The following is a 25771-nucleotide window of genomic DNA, read 5'->3' as shown; positions in this document are numbered from 1 at the left end:
CTTTGAGAGTTGCGTTGCGGTCGTGACCGGCGGGGATCGTAGGCGAGGAAGGCGCGCCGCGGGCTTCGGGAAATCAGGGAGCAGCACTTCCCACCTTTGGGTGGGTCAGGCGAGGCGCGTATCGTCGTAGGCGAACGGGTCGAGCATGCGCTGCACCACTTCCGACCAGCGCAAGTGGCGACGCGTCGACACCCTGGGCGCGCTCAGCGCGAGACGGATGGCCCGGGCGATCGAGGCTGGGTCGCCTGGCTCGTAGCCGAAGCGGTTGCTGAAGTTGTTGACGATGGCCTTGGGGCATACCGCCGGCAGCTTGAAGTGGTCGTACTGGATCAGCTTGAGCGACGTCTCCCCGAGGTGCGGCGGGATGCCATCGGCTCGATAGGGCGCGATGCCGATGGTCGCGTGCTTGATGTAGGGAAGCGTGAGCCGGTGCGGCATCTCGTCGTAGACCAGCACGTTGGAGCCGTAGCCGGGGCGCCGGCCGGTGCCCGATCCGATCACGTGGAACTGCACCTGCGGAAACTCGCGCGACGCGGCCACGAAGAACTCGGGGTCGAACAGCATCGACCCCACCGACACCGCGTGCACGCCTTCGCCATACGGCGACGGATCGGCGTGCTCGTCCACCGAGAAGTCGAAGCCGTGCGGGATCACGCAGACGTTGGGCCCGTTCGCCACCGTGACTGACATGCCCGGCGCCTTCAGGCAGATGGTGCCCATGCTCGGGGCCACGCGGGCGAAGGTGCGCTTGACGAAGTTGGCCGCGCGTATCGAGTCAAGGTCGTCTGAGGCGATGTAGACCGTGCGCGCCTTCGGGTTGTGGCGGCGGACCTGGTCGAAAAAGACCGGCGCCATGCCGCTCTCGAAGAAGATCACGTCGGCCTCGCAGATCCACTCCACCAGAACCGGGCTCGGACGCGCGGTGTAGTAGCGGAACATGATCGCCTCCAGCGGCGCCAGTGCCGGCGTGCGCAGGCTGAACGGGTGGATCAACGTGCGCCACAGGTAGCACTCCACGCCGTCGGGGGCGAGGGCCTTGCGGTTGGCCAGGGTGTCGAGCGACTGGCGCGGGTCCGATTTCAGCTTCGACAGCTGGCTGTAGTGCAGCGAGAAGAAGCGGGTGGTGCCGAGCTTGGCCAACTCGGCCGTGACGAAATGGATGCCGGCCTTGCGCGGCGAACGGTAGTCATGTGCAGAGAGGATCAGGAAGTTCATACGGCTCTTCTGACCCCCTCTCGGGGGCTGTTTATTGGAAGGCGACTTCCGCAAAGCTCCTCAGCTTGCGGCTGTGCAACTGGTCGACCCCTTGTTCGCGCAGCAGCTCCATCGCGCGGATGCCGATGCGCAGGTGCTGGTCGACGCGCTCGCGGTAGAAGTGGTTGGCCATCCCCGGCAGCTTGATCTCGCCGTGCAGCGGCTTGTCGCTCACGCACAGCAGCGTGCCGTAGGGCACGCGGAAGCGGAAGCCGTTGGCGGCGATGGTGGCGCTTTCCATGTCGAGCGCAATCGCGCGCGATTGGGAGAAGCGTTGTTCAGGCGTGCTCTGTTGGTGCGTGAAAGGCAGCAGCTCCCAGTTGCGGTTGTCGGTGCTCGCGACAGTACCCGTGCGCATCACACGTTTCAACTCATAACCCTTCAGCTGCGTGACTTCGGCCACCGCCTCCTCGAGCGCCACCTGGATCTCCGCCAGCGGCGGGATCGGCACCCACAGCGGCAGTTCCTCGTCCAGCACGTGGTCTTCGCGCACATAACCGTGCGCCAGCACGTAGTCGCCGAGCGCCTGCGTGTTGCGCAGCCCGGCGCAGTGGCCGAGCATGATCCACGCATGCGGGCGTAGCACCGCGATGTGGTCGGTGATGGTCTTGGCGTTCGACGGGCCGACGCCGATGTTGACCATGGTGATGCCGGTGCGGTCTTCGCGCACCAGGTGGTAGGCCGGCATCTGCGGCAGGCGCGGCGGGGCCACGCGCAGCTCGTCGTCGGGCTGCGGGCCGAGGCCGGCGCGGCGCAGCACCACGTTGCCCGGCTGCACGAAGGCGCTGTAGCCGGAGTTGGGGTCGGCCATCATCTCGTGGCCGAGCTTGATGAACTCGTCGATGTAGAACTGGTAGTTGGTGAAGAGCACGAAGTTCTGGAAGTACTCGGGCGCAGTGCCGGTGTAGTGGCGCAGGCGGTGCAGCGAGTAGTCGACCCGCGGCGCGGTGAAGAGCGACAGCGGCAGGCGCGGCTCGCCGTCGTGGCCTCGCGGCGACACATAGGTGCCGTTGGCGATGCCGTCGTCCATTGCGGTGAGGTCGGGCAGGTCGAACTGGTCGCGCAGCAGCAGGCGCCGCTCGGGCGTCATGCTGCCTTCGAGGTGGTCGTTCTCCGCCAGCGAGAAATGCACCGGGATGGGCTGGCTCGAGAGGCCGACTTCGAGCGTCACGCCGTGGTTCTTCAGCAGCAGGGTGAACTGCTCGAGGTAATAGTCGTGGAAGAGGTCGGGCCGCGTCAGCGTGGTCTCGTAGGTGCCGGGGCCGGCGACGAAGCCGTAGGCGAGGCGGGAGTCGGCGCGGGCCACGGTGTCGGTGTGCACGCGCAGGTAGGGGTAGCAGGCGCGCACATGCTGCTGCAGGTCTTCGCCACCGACGAAACGCACCAGGCTGTCGCGCAGGTGGGCGATGCCCATCTCGTAGATGGTGGTGGCGTGGGCCAGCGCGGCGGCGGCGTCGTTGAAGGAGCGGGCGGTGATCTGGGTCGGAGAGGCCATGGGGCGCATTGTGCGTCCACGGCGGCTTGTCGCAGCGGTGTCATGGCGTGGCCCGGGCCGCCGCTACAGTGCCCGCCAAAACCGGAGACGAGACCCATGACACAAGCGTCGATCAAGGCCCCGATGGCCGGCACCGTGGTGCAGCTCGCGGTGGCGCCCGGCGAAGGCGTGCACGCCGGCCAGCTGCTGCTGGTGCTCGAGGCGATGAAGATGGAGCACGAGATCCGCGCCGAGGCCGATGGGCAGGTGCTGCACCTTGCCGTCGGCGCCGGCGACACGGTGGCCGAAGACGAGCTGCTGGTGACGCTGGGCGCGGCGCAGGCGGCGCCTGCCGTGGTGGCACCGGCCGCTGCCGCGCCGAGCGCGGCGGCACCGGCGGTGCGTGCCGACCTGCAGGAGGTGCTCGACCGCCACGCCCTCACGCTCGACGCGAGCCGCCCCGAGGCCATGGCCAAGCGCCACGCGCTCGGCCTGCGCAGCGCGCGCGAGAACATCGCCGACCTGTGCGACGAGAACAGCTTCCTCGAATACGGCGCGCTCGCCTTCGCCGCGCAGACGCGCCGCCGCGAGCTCGACGACCTGATCAGGCACACGCCCGCCGACGGCCTCGTCACCGGCATCGGCAGCGTGAACGGCACGCAGTTCGGCGAGGAGAAGGCTCGGTGCGTGGTGATGTCGTACGACGCCACCGTGCTCGCCGGCACGCAGGGCATGCGCAACCACGAGAAGACCGACCGCATGCTCGGCATCGCGCTCGAGCAGAAGCTGCCGGTGGTGCTGTTTGCCGAAGGCGGCGGCGGCCGCCCCGGTGACACCGACTCGGCCACCGTCGCCGGCCTGCACCTCACGACGTTTGCGAACTACGCGCGCCTGAGCGGGCAGGTGCCGGTGGTGGGCATCGTGGCCGGCCGCTGCTTTGCCGGCAACGCCGCGCTGCTCGGCTGCAGCGACGTGATCATCGCCACGCGCGACAGCAACATCGGCATGGGCGGCCCCGCGATGATCGAAGGCGGCGGCCTCGGCGTCTACACGCCCGAGCAGGTCGGCCCGAGCCACGTGCAGCACGCCAACGGCGTGATCGACGTGCTGGTCGACAGCGAGGCCCAGGCCGTCGCGGTGGCCAGGCAGTACCTGGGCTATTTTCAGGGCCGCCTCGGCGAATGGTCGGCTGACGATCCCAAGAGGCTGCGCGACGCGCTGCCCGAGAACCGCGTGCGTGCCTACGACGTGCGCCAGGTCATGCGCGGCGTGGCCGACACCGGCTCGCTGCTCGAGTTGCGCGCAGGTTTCGGCGTGGGCATCCTCACGGCACTCGCGCGCATCGAAGGCCGCCCGATCGGCCTGATGGCCAACAACCCGGTGCACCTGGGCGGCGCGATCGATGCCGACGCCGCCGACAAGGCCGCGCGTTTCATGCAGCTGTGCAACGCGCATGGCCTGCCCATCGTCTCGCTGGTCGACACCCCGGGCTTCATGGTCGGCCCCGAGATCGAGGAGAAGGCGCAGGTGCGGCACGTGAGCCGCATGTTCGTGACGGCCGCGCACTTGCGCGTGCCCTTCCTCACGCTGGTGCTGCGAAAGGGGTACGGCCTGGGGGCGATGGCGATGGCCGGCGGCGGCTTCCACTCGCCGGCACTGACGGCCGCCTGGCCCACCGGCGAATTCGGGGGCATGGGGCTCGAAGGCGCGGTGCGCCTGGGCTATCGCAAGGAGCTGGCGGCGGCGACCGAAGGCGCCGAGCGCGATGCGCTCTTCGACAAGCTGGTCGCCGCGCAGTACGCGCGCGGCAAGGCCATCCACATGGCGGCGATGCTGGAGATCGACGCCGTGATCGACCCGGCCGACACGCGCCATTGGCTGGCGCGCGGGCTCGCGTCGTCACGCGTGTCGGAGCGCCGCAGCGCCCCGATCGACACCTGGTGAGGAGCCGGAGGAGAGCCGCTCAGACCGGGCGCTGCTCGCCGCGCACGGCGGCCGCGTCGGGCCAGTGGCGGGCTTGCAGGGCCGGGTGTGCGGCTTCATAGCCCAGCTCGACGGGTGCGGTTGCGCCCGCGTCGAGGTCCGCGGCTTCTGCTGCCGGGGGGCTGCCGCCGTAGTACCAGCGACGCACGTCTTCCAGCCATTCATCGTTCGGCATGATCTCGCTCCTGCATCCCCCGCGGCCCCATTGGCACGGCTGATTGCCATCGTGCGAGGCCCGGGCCAACGCCGCCATCAGGCGACCGAGCGACCCGCTGTAGGCCGAGACCTACAGCTGTGTGCAGCTGCAACGGCATGGCTTTTCGTCCTACGCCACGCTGCGGCCCGAGCGGGCAGACGCCCTCCCGCCGGCCCGGGAAGATGCCACCCCGTGAAGACAGCCCGAGGAATGGGCCAGGAGCACGACATGCAACACCACACTTATCACAAGCATCCCGTTGACCGCATCACCGCGTCACTCGCCGCCGGATCACTGGCGTGCCTGGTCATCCTCGGCGGCTGCGGCCCGCAGGACGGCAGCCCCGTGAAGGCAGACGGCACACCGGTGCCGACCGCCAAGAGCACGCCTCGTGCGGCGCCCGAGCGCCCCGCCGCCCCGGTGGCGCTGATGGGCGAAGTCCGCCACATCGAAACGCTCACCGAGCGGCCCAAGGGCACCGGCGTGGGCGCAGCGACCGGCGCGGTGATCGGGGGCGTGCTCGGCTACCAGGTGGGCGACGGCAACGGCCAGAAGGCGGCCACCGCCGCCGGCGCCATCGGTGGCGGCCTGCTCGGCAACAAGATCGAGCGCGACCGCAAGGAGCGCGTGGTCGGCTACAACGTGCAGGTGCAGCTCGACAACGGCCAGACCCGCACCTTCCGCCGCGAATCGCTGAGCGGCCTGCAGGTGGGCTCGCGTGTCAAGGTCGAGGGCGGAAGCCTCCAGCCAGCCTGATGACAAACCCCGCGGCCAGCCCGCGGGGTGCGACACTTTCGCGGCCTGACCGGCCCCATGCCGGCAGGCCAACAGCATGGCCATAGGTTGGATGACCGCCCTCAAGGTGATCCCGTGGGGCGACGTGATCGAAGCGACCCCGGGCATCGTCAAGAGCGCCCGCAAGATCTTCACCCGCTCGCAGCAGGCCGAAGAGGCCGCGACCACGCCCGCAACGGCCGGCGACCCGTCGGCGCGCATCGCGCAACTCGAGGCGAGCCTCGCCGAGCTCGCCGAGCAGCAGAAGGCCTCGGCCCAGCTGATCGAGACCCTGGCCGAGCAGAACGCCCGCATCGTCGAAGCTGTCGAAACGCTGCGCGTGCGCACGCGTGTCCTCATCGTCGTGAGCTCGCTGCTGTCCATCGCCTGCGTGGCACTCGCGGCGTGGAGGCTGGCGTGAGCCGCATCCGCGTGGGCATCGGCGGGTGGACCTTCGAGCCCTGGCGCGACAACTTCTACCCCAAGGGCCTGCCGCATGCCCGCGAGCTGCAGTACGCCGCCGGCAAGGTGACGGCCATCGAGGTCAACGGCACCTACTACAGCACGATGAAGCCGGCGACCTTCGCCAAGTGGCGCGACGAGACGCCTGACGACTTCGTCTTCTCGCTCAAGGCCAACAAGTTCACCACCAACCGGCGGGTGCTCGCCGAAGCCGGCGAATCGGTCGAGCGCTTCATCGCGAGTGGCCTCGCCGAGCTTGGCCCCAAGCTCGGCCCGGTGCTGTGGCAGTTCGCGCCGAGCAAGAAGTTCGACCCGGTTGACTTCGAGGCCTTCCTCAAGCTGCTGCCGGCGAAGGTGGACGGCCTGCCGCTGCGCCACGTGATGGACGTGCGGCACGACAGCTTCAAGACGCCCGAGTACCTGGCGCTCGCCCGCCGCCACCAGGTGGGCACGGTGTTCACCGACTCCGACGACTACCCTTCGTTCGCCGACGTCACGGGCGACTTCATCTACGTGCGCACCATGCGCGCGCAAAGCAGCCTGCCGCAAGGCTACGAGCCCCAGGTACTCGAGAGCTTCGCCGGCTGCGTGCGCGCGTGGGCGCAAGGCGATGAGCCCGAGGGGCTGCCGCGCGTGGAGCCCCCCCGGCCCAGCGGTGCGCCACGCGACGTGTTCTTCTTTTTCATCAGCGCCGCCAAGGAGCGCAACCCGGCCGCCGCAATGGGGCTGCTAGAGCGACTCTCCCTCGTGTGAGGGCGCGGGCTCGGACTCGGCCTCTGTGTGCCGGTCAGGCTCCGTGGTGCGGAGGATTTCGTTCAGCACGGAGGTGGCGTAGTTGCCGGCGGGCAAGGAGAACGCGAGCACCAGTTGATCGGCTTGCGGCCATTCCCATGACATGTCCACCGGGCGTGCCACCAGGGCGCGGCGCTCCTGGTCCAGGCCGGCGTGTTCCATGCCGTCGCACAAGGCGGCGTGGCGTTCAGCCACTCCCATTTCCAGGGCCCGCGCTTGATCGGTGGTGGCCACGCGGCCGCGTCCCCAGAGCGGCCCGGTGGGCCCGCCCGCCTCGTCCACCACGTCGCCCGGCAGGGTCTTGCCCCAGAGCCCCTGGTGGATGCGCAGCGCCAGCACTTCGTTGAAGACGAAGGAGCGCACGGCCGACAGGTAGAGGCCCTTCTTCTTCGGGTTACGCACGCGGATCTCGCGCGCCAGCATGGCGCGGCCCTGCTCGACGTTGCCGCCGTCGAAGCCGAAGCGTTGGGTGCCGAAGTAGTTGGGCACGCCCTGTGACGCCACGGCCGCGAGATTGGCTTCGATGGCGTCGCGCTCGCCGGTCACGTCGCGCAGCAAGATGCGGAATCGGTTGCCCTGCAGGTCACCGGGCCGCAGCTTCTTCACGTGGCGGCTCTGGCTGAGCACCGTGAACTCAGGGTGCTGGAGCAGCGTCAGGTCGGGCGTCTCACCCTTGGGCAGATAGAGGCTGAACCACTGACGGGTGACGGCGTAGCGGTCCTTGAGGCCGGCATAGCCCACGTCTCGCTCCTGCACGCCGGCGGCCTCGGCCAGTTGCTGGGCGACGAAGGCGGTGTTGGCGCCGTTCTTCTCGACGTCCAGCCAGAGGTGCTCGCCCTCGCCGCAGGGCCGCTGCAGCGGCAGCTCGGTCACCCTGAAGTCCTCGTTGAGGCGTTTCAGGGTGGCGCTGGCGCCACTGGGCGGATACGCGTTGGGCCACTTGGGCAGGGCGGTGTGGGGAGCGTCGGTCATGGGCGATCTGCGGGTGGTGATTGTCCCCCCACCACCGAGCCGTCGCCTGCGAATGACCGCTCAGGTCTTGACTTCGACCACTTGTTCGAAGCCGCCGAAGATCATGCGTTTGCCGTCGAACGGCATCGGCGGGTTGCCGGGTTTGGAGGGATCCATGCGCGGGTCCTCCATCATCTTTTTCATGCCGGCGTCGCGGGTGGCCTTGTCGGGCCATTCGATCCACGAAAAAGCCACCGTCTCCTCGGCCGTGGCCTGGACCGCGCGGCGGAAATCGGTGACTTTGCCGTCGGGGACGTCGTCGCCCCAACCCTCGATCACGCGCGTAGCGCCGAGCTCGATGAAGATCGAATCGAACTGGCGCGCGTGCTCGATGAACTTTTGCTTGTTGGCGGTGGGGACCGCGATCACGAAACCATCGATGTAGGACATGTCTGCACTCCTGTGAAGTAGACCGGTCGGCGAGCCCAAGGGAGGGCCCCCCTATTCCCACGACGAACGACGGCAGGCCAGATCGACATGGCGGGCGCGGCCGGAGACCTCGGCAGGAGGCTGCGGCCTGTTGGGGGCTGGAAACGTCGAGCTAGGTGCCGGCGGGGAACGGCAGCAGATCGCTGGGCTGCTCACGGAGAGGAGGGATCCTGTCCAGGAGGTCGCACTCCGCGTCGCGGAAGCCCTCGCCCATGCGAATCTCTTCGAGGCCGAGTGCCAGCAGCGCGCCGCGGTTGTCCCACGGGCGCCAGCTGCCGTCACGCGAAGGTTGGCCGGTCGAGGCAAAGCCTGCCCAGCGGGTCGCCATGGCGCTGGAGAGGTTTCGCTCGGCTGCCGTGGTTGCCAGTGAGCCGAAGGTGCGGAACACGAACGGCACGTCAACGCCATGGCCCGCCAGGCTGGCCGCGTGGCGCGGATCTGACAGCGCGCCGCCGAAGAGATACCGGAAGGCCGGTGTGGCACGGCCCTCGAGCGCCCTGAGCACGCGTCGGTCCGGGCAGTGGTAGATCCAATCGCCGATGAAGACGGCCCACGCCGCGGGCGCCACGTCGTAGCGGCTCGGGCCATACAGCGCGGCGAGCGCGTCGCCCTGGCTGGGAAAGGAGCGTTGAAACAGCCGCCGCAGCGACTCCCAGGTCAGGGCACGAGCCGCGTCGTCCAGGTAGCCCAGGCCTTCGTGAACGTTGGTTCCGAACACCATCGGCAGTGCCGGGCCGCCCCCGGCACGGAACATCTCGAGCGGGCACGACGGCAGCACCACACCATCCGCCGTGGCCCCGACGCCCGGCAACGACACGAAGTCGGCGGCTGGAACTCGCCGAAGGCAGGCTGCGACGTCGGTCGCTCCCGCGCAGCCCACGCGCTGGGTCACCAGCTGTGCCACGGCGAGCTTCTGGTCATTTCGGAAGCAGTCGCAGCCGCCACCGCTGTGGCTGGCCACCGTAGAGAACAGGCCGCGGGCCAGCGGCGAGGCCGCGACCGCACACGTCTGCGACCCTCCCGCTGAAGTCCCGAACAGCAGCACCCGGCGAGGGTCCCCGCCGAACTCCCGGATGTTCGACTGCACCCACTGCAAGGCCGCGATCACGTCCATGACGCCGTAATTGCCGGCTTGGCCTGCTTCCGCGAGCGCCGGGTGCGCGAGAAAGCCCAGGTTCGACAGCCGATAGTTGAGCGTGACCACCACCACACCGTCCTGCTGGGCGAGGCGATGGCCGTCCTGCATGTTTGCGATGCCGTCGAAGACCGACATGTTCCCCGCGCCCCGCGCCCAGCCGCCGCCGTGGACGTAGACCAGGACGGGCCGCCCGGCCGCCGCGCGGACCTCCGGCGTCCACACGTTGAGGAACAGGCAATCTTCCGAGCCCGGGCCCTCCTGCATCGCCGACTGCACGCACGGTGAACCGAACGCCGTCGCAGGCCGCACGGCGTCCCAGCGCAGCGGTGGCTGAGGCGGCCGCCAGCGGAGCGCACCCACCGGCGGGGCCGCGTAGGGAATGCCCAGGAAACGTGCGACGCCCTCCACCTGCTCGCCGCGCACCCTGCCGGCCTGCGTGGTGACGACCGCAGATTCGACGATGGGCGAAGGCTCGGTCTCTTCTGGCGAACACCCGCCCAGAAACGCCCCGAGCAGGGCCATGCCCAGGAGCTGCCATGCCCGCAGCCTGGGTGCCAGCGTCGGCGGCGCAGCGTGCGTTGAGGCAGCTCGCTCAGCCATGCCTGGTCTGCGGTGGGGGCGACTCATCAGGACACCTGACGGGGATGTGGAATTGAAGAATATCAACCAGACCTCGCGGGGCGCGGCCCTCTACGGCGGCCCGCTCGCCAGCAGCTCCGCCATGTCGCGCTGCCCAGGCACGCGCGGACGCTTCGGGTCGGGGTGCACGCGCCGGATCCACACGCCCAACACCTGCGCACCGAAGCGCGCCTGCAGTTCGGCATAGCTCTCCGGGTCGCGCTCGCCGTCGTCGCCCAGCAGCGCGAAGCGGGTCTGCGGGAACGCTTGCAGGATGTCGCTGATGCGGGCCACCTTGTAGGCCTGCTGGTCGCGCAGCGGGTCGCTGCTGCCCGGGCTCACTTCCTTGAGCTGCAGCACACCTGGCGGGAAGCCGTGCTTGTGCAGGAAGCGCCGCACGCTGTCGGTGAGCTGGCGCGGCGAGCCCGACACGTAGAACACCGGCGTGGCCGCGGGCCGCGGGTTGCGCTTCGTCCACGCGGTGTAGAGCGCGGCCATGCCGCCCACTGCTTCGCGCGACTCGGGCGGCACGGCGAGGCTGTTGCGCAGCAGGCGCATCGTCTGGTTGACCTCGCTCACGAGAATGGTGTCGTCGAGGTCGGAGATGAGCCCGACGGTGTTGGCCGGGTCGTGCACCAGCAGGTGGGCCGGGCTGCTGGCGGCCGGCTTGCTCTCGATCAGGTGCCAGCCCGGCGCAGGCGCACCGGGCGGCAGCGGCTGGCTGGTGCGCAGCAGCCAGTAGCCTTCGTCGTCGGCGCGGGTCTGCCAGCGCAGGCCACCGGCCGACCACTGCACCGTGCCTTCTTCGCCGCCGGTGAAGAGTAGGCGGCTGTTGCGGTAGAGGCTGCTGCGCAGGCCGCTGTCGTCTCGTGGCCCGGTTCGCTTCTCGACCAGCCGGCCGGAGAACGAGACACCCTGCGCGGTGGCCCAGGCGTCGTCGACGATGTTGTGCAGGTCGTCGCCCTGGGCCGCTGCAAGCCGCGGCACGCCACCCAGCGCGAGCAGCGGCGCGAGGCACACACGGCGCCTGTCGAGGCTCATGTGCCGAGGGCCGTGACCAGCGTGCGTGCCACGTCGGCCGCAGCTTGGGGCCGCGCGATGCGCTCGGCGTTGGCGCGCATCGCAGCCATGCGCGGCGCGTCGTGGAGCCAGCGTGTCAGATGCCAGGCGGCATCGGCCTCGTCGTGCAGGCGCACGGCGGCGCCTTCTTCCAGCAGGTAGTCGCAGTTGCGCTGCTCCTGCCCGGGGATGGGCGCGACGAGTGCCATCGGCTTGCCTTTGGCGAGCACCTCGTTCGTGGTGAGGCCACCGGGCTTGGTGACCACGAGGTCGGCCGCGTCCATGAGCTGGTGGATGTTGTTCACGAAGCCGTGCACCGTGACGGGCAGCTTCAGCGTTTTTGCGCGCTCGCGGCATGCGGCTTCGAGCTCGGCGTTGCGGCCGGCCACCACCACGAGGCTCAGCCCGCAGTCGTCGCTAGCAAACGAATCGAGCATCGCCACCAGCGGCCCCACGCCGAAGCCGCCCGACAGCAGCAGCACCGTGGGCCGCTCGGGCAGGCCGAGCGTGGCGCGCATGTCAGCGGCTGGCGTGCGCGCGGCGAAGACCGGATCGATCGGGATGCCGCTCACGCTGATGCGCTCGGGCGCGATGCCCTTGCGTGCCAGCTCCCGTGCGCCCGCCTCGGTGGCCACGTGGTAGTGGTCGATGTGCGGGTAGACCCAGAAGGCATGCGGGCTCACGTCGGTGACAACGGCGTGCACGGGCGTCGCGAGCTTGCCGCGGCCTTTCAGGTCGGACAGCAGCTCCATCGGCAGGAAGTGCGTGCAGAGGATGGCCTGCGGCTGCACGCGGCCGAGCAGTGCCGTGAAGCGCGTGCTGTTGGCCTTGTCGAAGGCGAGCCGCGCGCGGGCGGTCTTGCTGCGCGGCGGCTTGACCACGTCGTAGCGCTCGTACAGGTGGCCCCAGAGCTCCGGCGCTCGCTGCACCAGGTCGATGTAGGCCTGCGCATACAGGCGGCGGAAGAGGCTGCTGGTGCAGGCGAGCGTGTCCACCACCTGGTGGGCCGGTGCGCCCTGCTGGCGCAGCGCGGCCGAGATGGCCTGCGCCGCACGGGTGTGACCGGCGCCTGCCGTGGCGTGCAACAGCAGCAGCGGGGCCGGGGTGAGCTCGCCCACCACCTTCACGGCTCGCTGCGCTTCAATTCCAGCTCGGCGAAAGCGAACTCGCGGTACGGCGTGGCCTGCAGCTCCACCGTGCGGCGGAACATGCGCTTGGCCTCGGCCACCTTGCCCGAGAGCAGCAGTTGCTGGCCCATGTAGAAGTAGGCCTCGCTGAGGTTGAGCCGCTCCATCGACTTGTTTTCCTTCGCGCGCTCGAGCAGCTCGTCTTGCGTGGCCTCGCCGGCGAGGTAGTGCACGATCACGCCCGGCCAGCTGCTGCGGCTCACGTCGGGCAGGTGCGGCAGCACCGCCGAGCGGCCCTTGCCGCCGGCCTTCTGCGAGGCGATGTACAGCCACGACAGCGCGAACACCCGCTCGTGCCCCGATGATTCCTGCACCACCTGGTGGAAGCTGCGCTCGGCGTTGGAGAAGTCGCCCTGGTAGTACTGTGCGTTGCCGATGCCCATCTGCAGCGCCGCGCGGTTGGCCGGGGTGGTGAACTGCTGCATGGCCTCCACCGCCTCGTGGCCGCGCCCCAGCGACATCAGCGCGAGGCCGCGCGTGTAGTGCGAGTAGCTCACGTCGGGCGCCTTGGCGAGCGCGCGCTCGGCGTCGGCGAGCGTGGCGTCGTGGTCGGCGAGGTTGCTGTTGGCGATGGCGCGGCGCTCGAGCAGCGAGCCCACCAGCGGGCCGGTCTCGCCGACCTGCCGCAGCAGCTCGGTGGTGAAGAGCCGCTCCGCTTCCTGGCGGATCACGATCTCGCGCAAGGTGTCGGCCTGTCGGCCGAGCTTGCGCGTGACGCGGCGCTCGAGCTCGTCGAACTGCGCGCGCAGCGGCTCCAGGTTGAGCAGCGGCAGGCGCAGCGTCACGCCAGCCATGCGGCGCGCAGCCTGCAGCCGCTCGCGGAAGCCGTTCAGGTCGGCGGGCAGCACCTCGTCGCTGCGGCGCTCGTAGGTCAGCACGTAGTCGAGCGTGTTGCCGTTGACCTCGTAGCGGCTGCTGAGCCTGAAGTGCTTGTCGGTCACGTCCTGCGGTGGCGGCGCCTGCGAGCTGAAGCGCGCGGGGGCGATGGTGCGCAGGCGCTGGCGCACCCGCGTCGGCTGGTCGACCATGAAGGGCATCTCGCGCCGGGCCTCGCGCGGGCCGGTCAGGCTGTCGAGCAGCTCGAGCGTGGGCAGCTCGACCGACAGGGCGGCGCGCTCGTACTGGCCGAAGCCCGGCACTTCGTACTGGAGCTCGAGCTCGAAGACGTTGGCATCGCGGTCGTCGCGCACCACCGGCGAGCCGATGGCCTTGAGGCCGGGCAGCATGCGTGCGTAGGCGCCGGCGATGGCCCCCGCCAGGCGCTCGGCGCCGCCGGCCCCCACGCTCACGCGCCAGCCTTCGGCTGCCATGCCGCGGGCGCGCAGGGTGGTGGTGAAGGTGGGAGTGCGCCGGAGGTCGGAGGCGTCCCATACCGAGTCCCAGTCGACGGCATACCCTTGTGCAGGGCTCGGGCCCACCTTGACCAGGCCGGAGGTGGCGGGGCTGACCACGAGCCCCATGCCGTAGACGGCGACGCCGCGCGTCTGGAGCTGGCGGCCCTGCTGCTGGAGGGTCGGGTCGATCCAGTAGACGGTGCCGTCGAGCGTGAGCTGGGTGATGACGTGGTCGAACTGGTCATGCGCCGGCAGGTAGTCGGCGACACCGCGGTTGCGCCGCATCGAGATCAGCACCGGCTTGGCGTCGAAGCCCAGGCGCTGCAGGATGGTGTTGAGCAGCGCGGTCTTGTCCTTGCAGTCGCCCAGGCGCTCGGCGAGCGTCTTGGCGGGCGGCTTGGGGCGGTGCGAGCTCTCGCCCAGGCTCACGCTGAAGTAGCGCACCTCGTCCTGCACGAACTCGATCACCTCCGAGGCCAGGCGCTCGCGCGACAGGCCGCGGGCGCGCCACGCGTCGATGCGGCCCTGCAGGTCGGCGCCCAGCTCGCCGGGGTTGGCGAAGAGCTCTTCGGCCCAGGTGGCGACCTGCTGCCAGTCGGCGTAGTCGCTCACGTGCAGCGCCGGGTAGACCTTGAACCAGGGCGGCGTGTTCTCTTCCGGGACCACCGCCGGGATGTTGCGGCGCACGAGCGACAGCACCTGGCGCCCGCCCTGCGTGCTGCGCTCCGGCGTGGCATCGCTGCGGATGCCGCGCACGTGCAGCGTGCGGCTGGCCGGCGCATCGATGCGCAGGTGGAGCTCGTCGACGATGGCCGGGTGCGCGAGCTGGAAGGTGTCGGAGAAATGGCCCTTGTAGATGGGGTTGGTGCCGTGCACGGTGTACGCCACCTCGACGGTGTCGCCCACGCGCACGTCGTTCAGCAGCACCAGCAGGGTCTGCACGCCGGTGAGCGTGAGGCGCTCCAGGCCTTCTTCGCGGCGCAGCGTCTCGATGCGCGCGTCTTTCAGGCGATCGAGCCGGGCGCCGCCGCGCAGCACCGCGGCCTCGTGCAGGGTGACGGTCTGGAAGGCCGGGTTGAAGTAGACCTCGACCTTCGACACCGCCTGCACGCCGGTAGGGTCGGTGATCGCCATGCGGGTGTGGGTGTAGGCGTGCTCGCTGCCGTCCTGCCCGAGCAGCGTCTGCTGGTCGGCCAGTGCGATGCGGTAGCCGGGCGTGCTGCTGCCGGTGGTGGCGGGCGCCGGAGCCGACGGCTTGACCGGTTTCACCCAGGCGGGCGCGCGGTCGACCTTGTAGCCGGAGGCGGCGCGCGGCGATGCCTTGGCCGCTGCCTTGGGCGCAACTTGCGACTGTGCGGCCGCGATGCCCGGCAGGAGCGCCGTGGCCAGGCTCAGTGCCATGATCGCGACGTGATGAAGCAGTGCGGAGCGTGTGGCGGAATGGCGTGGAGGGTGGCGTGGATGCATGGTCAGGCCTCGGGTCCGCGGCCATTATGGGGAGCCGCCCGGGCGCACGGGCTCGCACGTTCGGGGGTGTCGTGGCGTTTCGCGTGACGATCTTGGGGACCGGGCAGCATTTCGATGCGGTGCCCGGCGAGACGCTGCTGGCCTCGGGTCGCGCGCAAGGCGTGCTGCTGCGCAGCTCCTGCCGCAACGGCACCTGTCGCGAATGCCGCTGCCGCGTGGTCGAGGGTCAGGTGCGGCACACCATCCCGTGGCCCGGCCTGAGCGCCGAGGAGAAGCAGGAAGGCTGGGTGCTGCCCTGCGTGGCCGAGGCCGAGAGCGACCTGGTGCTCGAAAAACGTTGAGCGGCGCGGGTCAACCGCCCGACAGGCTTTGCGCGTCGTGCGCGATCTGTGCGTCGAGGTGGCGGGTGCAGTCCACCAGCTCCAGCGTGTGCGGCGGCGTGGCGCCGCAGATCGTGACCGAGGTGTTGCCCACGCGCAGCGGCAGCGCGTCGGCGCCGAGCGACAGGTGCCGGGCGAGCAAGGCACGGATCACGAGGCCGTGCGTCACCACCGCGAGGTGCCCCTCGACCTGGCCGCGCAGCGCGACCATCTGCGCAAACGCCTGCGCCACGCGCTGCTCGAAGGCGGCCACCGATTCGCCGCCGGGCGGTGCGTCGGTCATGGTGAGCGGGTTGTAGGGCAGGCTGTCGTACGGCTGGCCACGCAGGTCGCCGAAGTTGCGCTCGTGCAAGAGCGGCGTGAAGGTGATGGGCGCGCCGGTGGCGGCGGCGATGGCCTGCGCCGTCTGCATCGCGCGTGGCAGGTCGCTGCTCAGGATGGCGGCGATCTGCAGGCCGGCCAGCCGCTGCGCCACGGCCTGCGCCTGCCGCAGGCCGGTCTCGCTCAGCGGCGTGTCGGCAGGCTGCAGCGTGCGGGCCACGTTGAGCGGCGTTTCGCCGTGGCGAACGAGGATGATGGACATGGGCGCATCGCGTGGTGGCGGTGGCCCATTGTGCGCATGCGGGCCGCACGGTGCAGCCACCTTGGCGACGTAGAGGAATGGCGCGGGAATGCGAGACTGTGCAGCGCTTCCCTCCAGCCTCACAGTGCCACCATGACATCGCCCGACGTCGCGCCCCTCGACCACAGCTCCGCCGGCAAGCCGCCGCGCCCCGCGGCCACGCTGGTGGTGGTGCGCGACGCGCCCGGCGGCCTGCAGGTGCTGCTCCTGTGTCGCGCCGAGCGGGGCGACCACAACAGCGGCGCCTGGGTGTTCCCCGGTGGCACCGTCGACAAGACCGAGCACCTGTGGCGCGGGCTGTGCGACGGCAGCGACGACGCCGCCATGAGCGCCAGGCTCGGCGTGCCCGAAGGCGGGCTCGACTACGCCATCACCGCGATCCGCGAGTGCTTCGAGGAATGCGGCCTGCTCTTCGCGCGGCGCGGCGGTGCGCTCGTGAGCGGCGACGACGCCGCCCGCCTCGCCCCCTGGCGCGACCCGCTCAACCGCGGCGAGCGCACGCTCGGTGAACTCCACGCCGCCGAAGGTCTCACGCTCGCCGTCGACGAGCTCGCCTATTTCAGCCACTGGCTCACGCCGCTCGGCCGGGCCAAGCGCTACGACACGCGCTTCTTCGTCGCCGTGGCGCCGGCCGGCCAGACGGCGCAGCACGACGGGCAGGAGATGGTCGGCATGCACTGGCTGCGCCCCGCCGAGGCGCTCGCCCGCAGCGACTCACTCAAGCTCATGGGCCCGACCCGCGCCACGCTCAGCGCCATCGCCGGCTACGAGACCGCCGCCGCGCTGATGGCCTACGCGCGCGGCCCGCGCACCGTGAGCGTGATCAACCCGCGCATCGGCGCCGGCAGCCAGGGCCTGCGGCCGGTGATGCCGCACGAGTACGCCTGGGCCGAGATGGGCCGCATCGACCCGCTGGGCCACGGCACCGCGTCGTACGAGATCGTGCCGGGGCGGGCGGTGCGCCTGTCGCCGCACGTGATCCGCGTGACCGCCGCCAACCCGAGCGTGATGACCGGGCCCGGCACCAACACCTACCTGGTCGGCTGTGGTGCGGCCAACGAATGGGCGGTGATCGACCCGGGGCCCGACCTGCCCGAGCACGTGGAAGCGGTGCTGCATGCGGCGCCCGGCCCGGTCCGCTGGATCCTCGCGACGCACACCCACCACGACCACTCGCCCGCAGCCGTGGCGCTCCAGCAGCACACCCACGCGCCGGTGATGGGCCGCGTGGCCGTGCACCCCCACAAACAGGACGGCAGCTTCGTCCCCGACCGGGTGCTCGAGCACGGCGAGCGCCTGCCCATCGCGCCCGGCGTCACGCTGCGCGTGCTGCACACGCCGGGCCATGCGTCCAACCACCTGTGCTACCTGCTCGAGGAAGAGAAGACGCTCTTCACCGGCGACCACTTGATGCAGGCCAGCACCGTCGTCATCAACCCGCCCGATGGCGACATGGCCGCCTACCTGAGGACGCTGCGCGCCCTGCTCGACGAAGACATCGACTGGCTTGCCCCTGGCCATGGTTTCCTCATGGCGCAGCCCCACAAGGCGGTGCAGGCGGTGATCGATCACCGCCTGAAGCGCGAGGCCAAGGTGCTGGACACCCTGAAGGCCCATGCACCCGCCACGCTGGAGCAGCTGCTGCCGCACGCCTACGACGACGTCGACCCGCGCATGCTGCCGGTGGCGGCCCGTTCGCTGCTGGCCCACCTCGACAAGCTGCGCACCGACGGCGTGGCCACCGACCGCGAAGGGCACTGGTCGCTCACCTGAGGCTGGGCGACGGAGGCCACCCGGCGCGATGGCTCAGCGCTGCACCCAGCCGCCGCACACCGGGAAGACCTGCCCCACGAAGCAGTTCGCGGCCTGGCTGCACAGGTAGGCGGCGAACTCCGCGTCTTCGCGTGCGCTGACCAGCCGCCCGAGCGGCACCTCGCGCTTCAGCCGCTCCTGGAAACGCGGGTCGGCCTGCACGGCCGGCGGGAAGTAGGTCGGGTTCTCGACGAAGTTCTGCGCGATGGCGTTGACCTGCACGTTGTGGGGCGCCACTTCCACCCCCACGGCCTGCACGTAGGCGAGCTGGGCGCCGCGGGCGGCGCTGTAGGTGGAGCTGCGCTTCATGCCGCGCAGCGCCGACGAGCTGCCCATCACCAGCACCTTGCCGGCGCGCCGCGCGATCATCTGCGGCAGCACCGCACGCACGAGGCGGGGCAGCGGGTCGACGAGCGCGGCGAAGGTGTCGCGCCATTCGTCGTCGGCCACGTCTTTCGCCGCGGTGCTCGGCGCCGGGTGGGCCAGGTTGACCACCAGGGTGTCGAGCTCGCCGGCGGCGGCGACGAGGGCCGCCGGCGCATCGGGGTCGCGCAGGGGGTCGAGGCTCTCGATCACCGTGGCGCCGTGCGCACGGAAGACCTCGCACAGCGTCGGGCCCATGAAGCCGTCGGCATGCGTCACCAGGATGCGCTGGCCTTGCAGCATCGCGCTCATGAGGCCTCGCGGGCCGCGGCCGCACCGCGGTCGACGTTCACCGGCAGCAGCAACAGCAGCCCGCCGATGAAGAAGAGTGCGGTCGAGAGGATGGCCAAGCGGTGGTTGCCGGCGGTGAGCACGGTCACGATGCCGTAGGTCACCGGGCCGAGGATGGCAGCCAGGCGCACGGCGAACGTCCACAGCCCGTAGAACTCTGCCCGCTGCGCCTCGGGCGCGAAGAGCCCGGCGATCGCGCGCCCGGCCGACTGGCTGGAGCCCATGCACAGGCCCGCGATCACCGCCGCCACCCAGAAGAGCCCCGGGCTCGTGGCGAGGATGGCCAGCACCGTCATCACCACCCAGCCGACGAGCGTGAAGGCCAGCGCGCGCTTGTGGCCGATGCGGTCCTGCCAGTAGCCGAAGGCAAAGGCGCCGAGCGCCGCGGCGATGTTGACCAGGAACACCAGCATCATGGTCTGCTCCTGCTTGAAGCCCAGCACCTGCTCGGCATAGACCGCGGCGAGCGCGATCACCACCGCGATGCCGGCCTGGTAGCACACGGCGCAGGCAAGCAGCCAGGAGAAATCGCGGAACAGGCGGGCGCGCCGCCAGGTGTCGGCCAGGCGCTTGAGCGAGGCGGCCAGCCCGGCCTGCTGCAGGGCCTGAGGCTGCGGCACGGCGCGCTCGCGCAGCAGCGCGAAGGTGATCAGCGAGGCCGCGCCGTAGACCCCGGCGGTGATGAGCATCGTGACCGGCACGAACGAGGTGGCGGGCTCGCCGCGCGCCTGCGCGGTGAGCACGTAGGCGAGGCTCAGGCCCAGCGACAACATGCCGCCGAAGTAGCCGAAGCTCCAGCCCCAGCCCGACACGCGGCCCATCGCGTCGCGCTTGGCGAGCTCGGGCAGGAAGGCGGCGGTCAGCGCCTCGCCGATGGCGAAGAAGGTGTTCGACAGCACCACTGCCGCCACCGTCCAGGCCACGTCGCCCCGCTTGGCGAAGGCGAGCATCACGGTCGACACCACGCACAGCACGGTGGTCAGGGCGAGCAGGCGCTTCTTGTTGGCGCGCAGGTCGGCATAGGCCCCGAGCGCCGGCATCACCAGCATCACGATCACGCTGGAGGCGGCGAGCGCGAGCGTCCAGGCGAGCGTGCCCCACGGGGCGCCGTTGGCCACCACGCCGACGAAGTAGGCGTTGAACACCGCGGTGAGCACGACCGTGGTGTAGCCCGAGTTGGCGAAGTCGTACATCGCCCAGCCGAAGACCTCGCGCTTGCGCACGCCGTCGTTCAGGGCATCTTGGGGAAAGAAGGCCATGGAGCTTCCTGTGGGTGGGCCGTCAGGCCGGGGTGGGCTGGAGGGACTGCCGATGCAGGCGGTGCAGGTGATGCAGGTGGATGAGGCCCATCAATTCGGCCAGCGCGGTCGGCGTCATGCCGTAGCTGTCGGGCAAGCCGGCTTCGATGCCCGAGATCGACTTCGAGACTTTATGCCCGCCGCTGCGGCCGGCGTATGACGGCAGGAAGTTCCAGCCCACCATCGTGCGGCCCTGGATCTTCATGACCCCGATGTCGGCGATGTCCCGCCATTGCACCGTGCGCTTCCTGAAGAGCGCGCTGTAGGTGAAGTCGTCGGCCTGCAGCTCCAGGAACGAGGCGCCAGGCAGCATCTGCACGATGAAGATCGGGATGCCCAGGCCGAAGAAGCCGGCGCACAGCAGGCCGACCCAGAGGCCGTCGGTCGTGTACATCAACACGCCGATCACGACGAAGACGGTGCAGATGGCCAGGAAGCCGAGCAGCTTCAGCCGCTGGGGGTACAGGCGCAGCGGAAGCTGCACGGGCAAGGGTGGCAGTGCGACCGGCGGCTCGAAGGCGGGCGGTGCATCGCGTGGCGGCGCGGTCTCGAACGAAGGCTCGATCGCCATCGGGCCCCGGCGCGCAGCGCGCCAGCGGCGCCAGGCCCAGTGCCCGCCGCCATAGAGCGCGAGGCCGCCCAGCGTGAACCAGAGCAGGTGGCCGAAGACCCTGTCGAGGGTGTCCAGTTCGAAGGGGGGCAGCGGCGTGGGCAGGTGCCCGGCCTGCTGCAAGGCGGCGAGCTTGTCGCCGGTCGGCATCGGGTAGTAGCGGCGGCTGTCGCCCGAGATGCCCAGCACGTAGCCCTGGTCTTCCAGCGCATAGGGCAGCAGGAAGTGCTTCTCGACCAGCTTGCGTGCGAGGTAGAGCTGGGCGCCGCTGGGGTCGGTGAGCGTGGTGTTGGCCACATGCTGCAGGCGCTCGACCTCGCCGAATGTCAGCTTGGCCTGGAGCGGCGCATGCCACAGGGCGAGCAGCAGTGGCAGGAACAGGCAGAGTCGTCGAAGGAGGGGCATCGGGCCCCGAGTGTGCCGGTGGATGCGCGCCTGCGCATCAGGAGCGACGCGGCCGGGCGGCCGCGGTGTGGCGTGCCGGCCTCAGCGGCTGACGTCGAAGGCCTTGCCGGTGCGCGGCTTGCGGCGACGCTCCACGAAGCGGGGCTCGACCACGGTGTTCATCGCCTGCATCAGGTCGGCGGCCACCTCGGCGCCGCTGGTGAAGTGCGCGGCGCCGCGGCGCGGTGCCGGCACCGGCGTGGCGGGCGTGGCCGGGCGGGGCGAGGTGGCTTGAAAGAGCTCGAGGGGCAGGAAGAGGGCGCTCATGGGGGTGAAGCTCACTGGCGATGGGGTGTGCCGCCACTGTGGCCGGAAGCTGTAAACCCGGTGTTTCACGGCCGGGGCCGCTGTGTTTCATTGGTTTCCGGGTCGTCGGCGCAGCGCGAGGTGGCCGCCGAACACCGCTGCCGGCACGCTCACCAGGAAGGCCAGGGCCTCGAACCAGAACGGCGCCGTGCCGCCGAGCAACAGGCCCAGCACGACACCGACCGCGCCCACCGCCATCGCATTGAAGTAGGGGTGGCTGCGCGCCACCCGTGCCGCGACGAAGCCGCCGAAGATGGTGGTGGCCGTGCCGTAGAGCAGCGAGGCGAAGAGGAAACCCTGCGTGCTGGTCACGGCCTGGACGGCCGCCTGCACCTGCGCCTGCGTCATGCCGTCCTTCACGTCCACGCCGAAGCCTGCCACGAGGGCGGCGCCGCCGACCACGTCAAGGGCGAGCGAGAGCAGCATGGCGATGATGATCGCCTTGGGATCGAAACGGGTCATGGGGGCCGGAGCATAGCCGGCCCGGGGCGGTCAGGCCGGGGCCTTGGCGTTCTCGCGTTCCTGCAGCTCGCGCCACTGCACCTTGCCCGTGCCGGACTTGGGCAGCGCGTCGACGAACTCGACGATGCGCGGGCTCTTGTAGGCCGCCATGTTGGCGTGACCCCAGTCGATGATGTCCTGCTCGGTGACCTGGCCTTTCTGGCCCGGCTTGAGCACGATGAAGGCCTTGACTGTCTCGCCGCGCTTCGCGTCTTTCGCCGCGATGATGCAGGCCTCCTGGATGGCAGGGTGCTGGTACAGCAGGGCTTCCACTTCCGCCGGCCAGACCTTGAAGCCGCTCGCGTTGATCATGCGCTTCAGGCGGTCGACGAAGAAGAAGTAGCCTTCGTCGTCGGTCTGCCCGAGGTCGCCGGTGCGCAGGAAACGCTTGCCGTCGATCTCGACGAAGGCATCGCGCGTGGCATCGGGGTTCTTCCAGTAGCCGGTCATCACCTGCGGGCCGCTGACGATGATCTCGCCGGTCTCGCCCGGGGGCAGCTCCTGGAACGTGACGGGGTCGACCACGCGGGCGTCGACGTCGAAGGCCGGGATGCCCAGGCACTGCTTCTTCGAGCGGTCGGGCGGGTTCATGTGCGTGGCGGCCAGCGTTTCCGACATGCCATAGCCCTCGCCGTACTTGAGGCCGAGCTTGTTCTCCAGGATGTCGGCCACCGCCTTCGGCATGGCCGCGCCGCCGCCGCCGATCTTGCGCAGGCTGGAGAGGTCGTAGCTGTCGAGCTTGGGGTTGGAGACGAAGTCGACCACCATCGCGGTGATGAGGCCGAGGCCGGTGACGCGGTAGCGCTGGATGCACTCGGCCGCGGCGTCGCGGTCCCAGCGAGGCAGCAGCACGACGGTGGAGCCGCCGTAGATCACCGCGTTCATGTTGCCCTGCATGCCGGTCACGTGGAAGAGCGGCAGCACCGCCATGCCGACGGTGCCCTGGTTGGTCTGGCCCCACACGCCGCCGGAGACGGTGTTGTACATGGCCGTGCGGTGCGTGTGCATGCAGCCCTTGGGGTGGCCGGTGGTGCCCGAGGTGTAGGGCATCACGCACAGGTCGTCGGGCCCGGTGGTGAGCGGGCCGGGCTTGAGGCCACGCGCCATGGCGTCGACCCACAGCGTCACACCCTTGTCGGCGATCGGCACACGCGGGGCGGCCACGAAGTCGGGCACGGCGAGCGTGGTCTTCTCGCGCAGGTAGTCGCTGTAGGTGCCGACGATCACATGCTCGAGCGTGTGCTCGTCGCCCCCGGGTTGCAGCAGCGGCTTGAGGCGCGGGTAGAGCTCCTGCGTGGTGATCGCGACCTTGGCATCCGCATCGCTCACGTAGTGCTTGAGCTCGCCGGTGAGGTTCATCGGGTTGACCGGCACCACCACCGCGTTGGCCCGCAGGATGGCGTAGTAGCCGATCATGAACTGCGGGCTGTTCTGCGTGTAGAGCAGCACGCGGTCGCCTTTCTTCACACCGCACACCTGCTCGAGGTAGGCCGCCAGCGTCTCGGTCTCCTGCTTGAACTGCGCGTAGGTGAAGGGCGTGTCGTAGAAGATGAAGAAGGGCTTCTTCGGAAAGCGCGCCGCCGAGACCTCCACGTTGAAGTAGAGGTTGGTCTCGGGGACGTAGAGATGGCGAGGCGCGTGCTCAGGCCAGAAAGCGAAATGACGGTCGGACATGGTGCGCCTCGTCTCCTGCGGTCAGTGGGTCAGGGTTTTGCTTTGGGTGCCATGTACTTGGCAAGTTCCGACTTGCCGATGGCGTTGAGGTGGACTTCGTCGGGCCCGTCGGCAAAGCGGATGGTGCGCGCGCTGGTGTAGGCCGCGGCCAGCGGCGTGTCTTGCGAGACCCCGGCGCCCCCATGGATCTGGATCGCCCAGTCGATCACCTGGCAGGCCATCTGTGGCGCGACGACCTTGATCATTGCGATCTCGTTCTTCGCGCCCTTGTTGCCCTTGGTGTCCATCGCATAGGCGGCGTTGAGCGTGAGCAGGCGCGCCTGGTCGATGAGGATGCGCGAGTGCGCGATGCGCTCACGCCACACGCCCTGGTCGGACAAGAGCTTGCCAAAGGGCTTGCGCACCAGGGCCCGCTTGCACATGAGCTCCAGCGCACGCTCGGCGCCGCCGATCAGGCGCATGCAGTGGTGGATGCGGCCCGGGCCGAGGCGGCCCTGCGCGATCTCGAAGCCGCGGCCTTCGCCGAGCAGCAGGTGGTCGGCCGGCACGCGCACGTTGGTGAAGCTGATCTCGGCGTGGCCGTGTGGCGCGTGGTCGTAGCCGTAGACCGTGAGGTGGCGCTCAACCTTCACCCCGGGCGTGTCCATCGGCACGATGATCATCGACTGCTGCTTGTGCGGGCTCGGGTCGTCGACCGTGCCGGTCTTGCCCATGAAGATCAGCACCTTGCAGCGCGAGTCGGGCGCGCCCGAGGTCCACCACTTGCGGCCGTTGATCACGTAGTGGTCGCCGTCGCGCACGATGCGCGACTGGATCTGCGTGGCATCGCTCGACGGCACGTCAGGCTCGGTCATCGCGAAGCCGGAGCGGATCTCGCCGGCCAAGAGCGGCTTCAACCACTTCTCCTTGTGCTCGGGCGTGCCGTAGCGCTCGAGCAGCTCCATGTTGCCGGTGTCGGGGGCCGAGCAGTTCATCGCCTCGCTGGTGAGCGGGTAGCGCCCCATGATTTCGCACAGCGGCGCGTACTCGAGGTTGGTGAGGCCGGCGCCGTGCTGCGAGGCGGGCAGGAACATGTTCCACAGGCCGGCGGCCTGGGCCTTGGCCTTCAGGCCGTCCATCACCTCATGCGTCGGGTCCCACTGCTTGCCCTTGGCGCGGTTGGCCTCCATTTCCTTGCGGAAGAGCGGCTCGGCAGGGACTACGTGCTCGGTCACGAACGCCATCAGGCGCACCTGCCATTCCAGCATCTTCGGCGTGGGGGCAAAGTTCATCCGTGGTCTCCTTCTTGTTCAGTGCGAGTCGAGCCTACGAACATACTTGTTTTTCTGCAAGCCAGGGTTCTCACTGGGAAACTTCGCCATACCGGGGCGTAGATTGCGCCCCGTTCTGCAGCTCGGATCAGCGGCCGAGGATGACGCCGCCGTCGACCACGAGCGTGTGGCCCAAGACGTAGTCGCCGGCACGCGAGGCGAGGAAGATCGCGGCGCCCGCCATGTCTTCGTCGCTGCCGATGCGGCGCGCCGGGATGCGTGCGGCCACCGCTTCTTCGTGGTCGCGCGCCGCACGGTTCATCTCCGACGCAAACGCCCCTGGCGCGATCGCCGTGGTGACGATGTGGTGCTGGATCAGGTGCGTGGCCATGCGTTTGGTCAGGTGGATCAGGCCGGCCTTGCTCGCGGCGTACGAATAGGTCTCGAGCGGGTTGACGGCGATGCCGTCGATCGAGGCCACGTTGATCACCTTCGAGGGCTTGTCGGCCGTGGCGCCCTTCGCGAGCATCGGCTTGAGCGCCTGCGTCAGGAAGAAGGGCGACTTCATGTTGAGGTTGACCACCTTGTCCCAGCCACTCTCGGGGAACTCGTCGAAATCGGCGCCCCAGGCGGCACCGGCGTTGTTGACGAGGATGTCGAGCTGGCTCTCGTGCTGGCCGTAGGCGGCCACCAGGCTTTGCACGCCGGCGAGGCTCGACACGTCGGCCGGCAGCGACACGCAGGGGCCGATCGCCGACAACTCCTTCGCCGTCGCGTCGCACGCATCGGCCTTGCGGGCCGAGATGTAGACCTTCGCGCCTTGCGACAGGAAGCCCTCCGCGATCATGCGGCCGATGCCGCGCGAGCCGCCGGTGATGAGGGCGGTGCGGCCCTTCAGCGAGAAGAGTTCGGTGGTGTTCATGCGCTGTCTCCTGGGCTGTGGTGTGAGCCCGAAAGGCTAGCGCTTTCGACCGTGTGCGTC

23 protein-coding genes and 1 pseudogene are annotated in these 25771 nt (G+C 69.8%); 6 read left to right on the top strand and 18 right to left on the bottom strand.

The window, feature by feature from the left end:
• Positions 1-105: 105 nt before the first annotated feature.
• Together JI745_RS11925 and JI745_RS11920 are read right to left on the bottom strand one after the other, a co-directional pair.
• Entirely contained in the window at positions 106-1215 is a 1110-nt protein-coding gene (locus JI745_RS11925; RefSeq protein ID WP_201806476.1) for a hypothetical protein, read from the bottom strand.
• Positions 1216-1246: 31 nt separating this feature from the next.
• Positions 1247-2749 (bottom strand): AMP nucleosidase, encoded by a 1503-nt coding sequence (locus JI745_RS11920; protein WP_201806474.1) that lies wholly within the window; start codon positions 2747-2749, stop codon positions 1247-1249.
• Between the two features lie 102 nt (positions 2750-2851).
• On the opposite strand from JI745_RS11920, the pseudogene JI745_RS11915 reads away from it, so the two are divergent.
• Positions 2852-4672, top strand: a pseudogene (locus JI745_RS11915) (carboxyl transferase domain-containing protein); the annotation flags it as partial.
• Positions 4673-4691: 19 nt separating this feature from the next.
• On the opposite strand, the gene JI745_RS11910 reads toward JI745_RS11915, so the two are convergent.
• Positions 4692-4886: a hypothetical protein gene (locus tag JI745_RS11910; protein ID WP_201806471.1), complete on the bottom strand. Its 195-nt coding sequence runs from the start codon at positions 4884-4886 to the stop codon at positions 4692-4694.
• A 249-nt stretch (positions 4887-5135) separates the two neighbouring features.
• On the opposite strand from JI745_RS11910, the gene JI745_RS11905 reads away from it, so the two are divergent.
• The 3 genes from JI745_RS11905 (at position 5136) to JI745_RS11900 (ending at position 6896) form a co-directional block, all read left to right on the top strand.
• Entirely contained in the window at positions 5136-5663 is a 528-nt protein-coding gene (locus tag JI745_RS11905; protein ID WP_201806469.1) for a glycine zipper 2TM domain-containing protein, read from the top strand.
• A 76-nt stretch (positions 5664-5739) separates the two neighbouring features.
• On the top strand, positions 5740-6102 hold the full coding sequence (locus JI745_RS26385; RefSeq protein ID WP_236675424.1) for a hypothetical protein: 363 nt from the start codon (positions 5740-5742) through the stop codon (positions 6100-6102).
• Positions 6099-6896: a DUF72 domain-containing protein gene (locus JI745_RS11900; RefSeq protein WP_310738593.1), complete on the top strand. Its 798-nt coding sequence runs from the start codon at positions 6099-6101 to the stop codon at positions 6894-6896. Before JI745_RS26385 ends, JI745_RS11900 begins: the two co-directional genes overlap by 4 nt.
• Here the strand turns inward: JI745_RS11900 and truD are convergent.
• From truD to JI745_RS11870, 6 genes are all read right to left on the bottom strand, one after another.
• Positions 6873-7907, bottom strand: coding sequence for a tRNA pseudouridine(13) synthase TruD (truD, locus tag JI745_RS11895; protein ID WP_201806465.1), 1035 nt, complete (start codon positions 7905-7907; stop codon positions 6873-6875). The two genes, JI745_RS11900 and truD, sit on opposite strands and share 24 nt — an antisense overlap.
• Before the next feature lie 60 nt (positions 7908-7967).
• Positions 7968-8336: a DUF1428 domain-containing protein gene (locus JI745_RS11890; RefSeq protein ID WP_201806463.1), complete on the bottom strand. Its 369-nt coding sequence runs from the start codon at positions 8334-8336 to the stop codon at positions 7968-7970.
• A 151-nt stretch (positions 8337-8487) separates the two neighbouring features.
• Positions 8488-10035: a carboxylesterase/lipase family protein gene (locus JI745_RS11885; protein WP_201806461.1), complete on the bottom strand. Its 1548-nt coding sequence runs from the start codon at positions 10033-10035 to the stop codon at positions 8488-8490.
• Positions 10036-10203: 168 nt separating this feature from the next.
• Positions 10204-11172, bottom strand: a complete 969-nt coding sequence (locus JI745_RS11880; RefSeq protein ID WP_201806459.1) for an App1 family protein — start codon at positions 11170-11172, stop codon at positions 10204-10206.
• Complete coding sequence (locus JI745_RS11875) at positions 11169-12317, bottom strand: MGDG synthase family glycosyltransferase (protein WP_201806457.1); 1149 nt, start codon at positions 12315-12317, stop codon at positions 11169-11171. The genes JI745_RS11880 and JI745_RS11875 overlap by 4 nt, the downstream gene beginning before the upstream one ends.
• Positions 12314-15112 (bottom strand): DUF3857 domain-containing protein, encoded by a 2799-nt coding sequence (locus JI745_RS11870; RefSeq protein ID WP_201806455.1) that lies wholly within the window; start codon positions 15110-15112, stop codon positions 12314-12316. Before JI745_RS11870 ends, JI745_RS11875 begins: the two co-directional genes overlap by 4 nt.
• Positions 15113-15204: 92 nt before the next feature.
• Between JI745_RS11870 and JI745_RS11865 the strand changes: the two genes are divergently transcribed.
• Positions 15205-15519 (top strand): 2Fe-2S iron-sulfur cluster-binding protein, encoded by a 315-nt coding sequence (locus tag JI745_RS11865; protein ID WP_201812510.1) that lies wholly within the window; start codon positions 15205-15207, stop codon positions 15517-15519.
• Positions 15520-15529: 10 nt separating this feature from the next.
• Here the strand turns inward: JI745_RS11865 and JI745_RS11860 are convergent, their stop codons facing one another.
• A complete protein-coding gene (locus JI745_RS11860; RefSeq protein ID WP_201806453.1) occupies positions 15530-16141 on the bottom strand; it encodes a histidine phosphatase family protein in 612 nt (203 codons plus the stop codon).
• 132 nt (positions 16142-16273) lie between these two features.
• On the opposite strand from JI745_RS11860, the gene JI745_RS11855 reads away from it, so the two are divergent.
• Positions 16274-17953, top strand: a complete 1680-nt coding sequence (locus tag JI745_RS11855) for an MBL fold metallo-hydrolase (protein WP_201806451.1) — start codon at positions 16274-16276, stop codon at positions 17951-17953.
• Positions 17954-17986: 33 nt separating this feature from the next.
• Here JI745_RS11855 and JI745_RS11850 read toward each other — a convergent pair whose 3' ends face one another.
• The 8 genes from JI745_RS11850 to JI745_RS11815 all read right to left on the bottom strand — a co-directional run bounded on the left by JI745_RS11850 (position 17987) and on the right by JI745_RS11815 (position 25711).
• Positions 17987-18667 carry an SDR family oxidoreductase gene (locus JI745_RS11850; protein ID WP_201806449.1) on the bottom strand — a complete coding sequence of 227 codons (681 nt, stop codon included), beginning with the start codon at positions 18665-18667 and terminating at the stop codon, positions 17987-17989.
• On the bottom strand, positions 18664-19965 hold the full coding sequence (locus tag JI745_RS11845; protein ID WP_201806447.1) for an MFS transporter: 1302 nt from the start codon (positions 19963-19965) through the stop codon (positions 18664-18666). Before JI745_RS11845 ends, JI745_RS11850 begins: the two co-directional genes overlap by 4 nt.
• Before the next feature lie 22 nt (positions 19966-19987).
• Positions 19988-21019, bottom strand: coding sequence for an STM3941 family protein (locus JI745_RS11840; protein WP_201806445.1), 1032 nt, complete (start codon positions 21017-21019; stop codon positions 19988-19990).
• Between the two features lie 81 nt (positions 21020-21100).
• Complete coding sequence (locus tag JI745_RS11835; RefSeq protein WP_201806443.1) at positions 21101-21325, bottom strand: hypothetical protein; 225 nt, start codon at positions 21323-21325, stop codon at positions 21101-21103.
• A gap of 87 nt (positions 21326-21412) precedes the next feature.
• On the bottom strand, positions 21413-21826 hold the full coding sequence (locus tag JI745_RS11830; RefSeq protein ID WP_201806441.1) for a hypothetical protein: 414 nt from the start codon (positions 21824-21826) through the stop codon (positions 21413-21415).
• Positions 21827-21856: 30 nt separating this feature from the next.
• Positions 21857-23539 carry a long-chain fatty acid--CoA ligase gene (locus tag JI745_RS11825; protein ID WP_201806438.1) on the bottom strand — a complete coding sequence of 561 codons (1683 nt, stop codon included), beginning with the start codon at positions 23537-23539 and terminating at the stop codon, positions 21857-21859.
• A 29-nt stretch (positions 23540-23568) separates the two neighbouring features.
• The gene (locus JI745_RS11820; RefSeq protein WP_201806436.1) at positions 23569-24810 is read right to left on the bottom strand and encodes an acyl-CoA dehydrogenase family protein; all 1242 of its coding nucleotides are present in this window, start codon (positions 24808-24810) and stop codon (positions 23569-23571) included.
• Between the two features lie 127 nt (positions 24811-24937).
• A complete protein-coding gene (locus tag JI745_RS11815; protein WP_201806434.1) occupies positions 24938-25711 on the bottom strand; it encodes an SDR family oxidoreductase in 774 nt (257 codons plus the stop codon).
• Between the last annotated feature and the right edge of the window lie 60 nt (positions 25712-25771).

The sequence above is a fragment of the Piscinibacter sp. HJYY11 genome, assembly GCF_016735515.1.
Classification (GTDB): Bacteria; Pseudomonadota; Gammaproteobacteria; order Burkholderiales; family Burkholderiaceae_C; genus Rhizobacter.
This window is presented reverse-complemented; position numbering and strand designations above follow the sequence as displayed.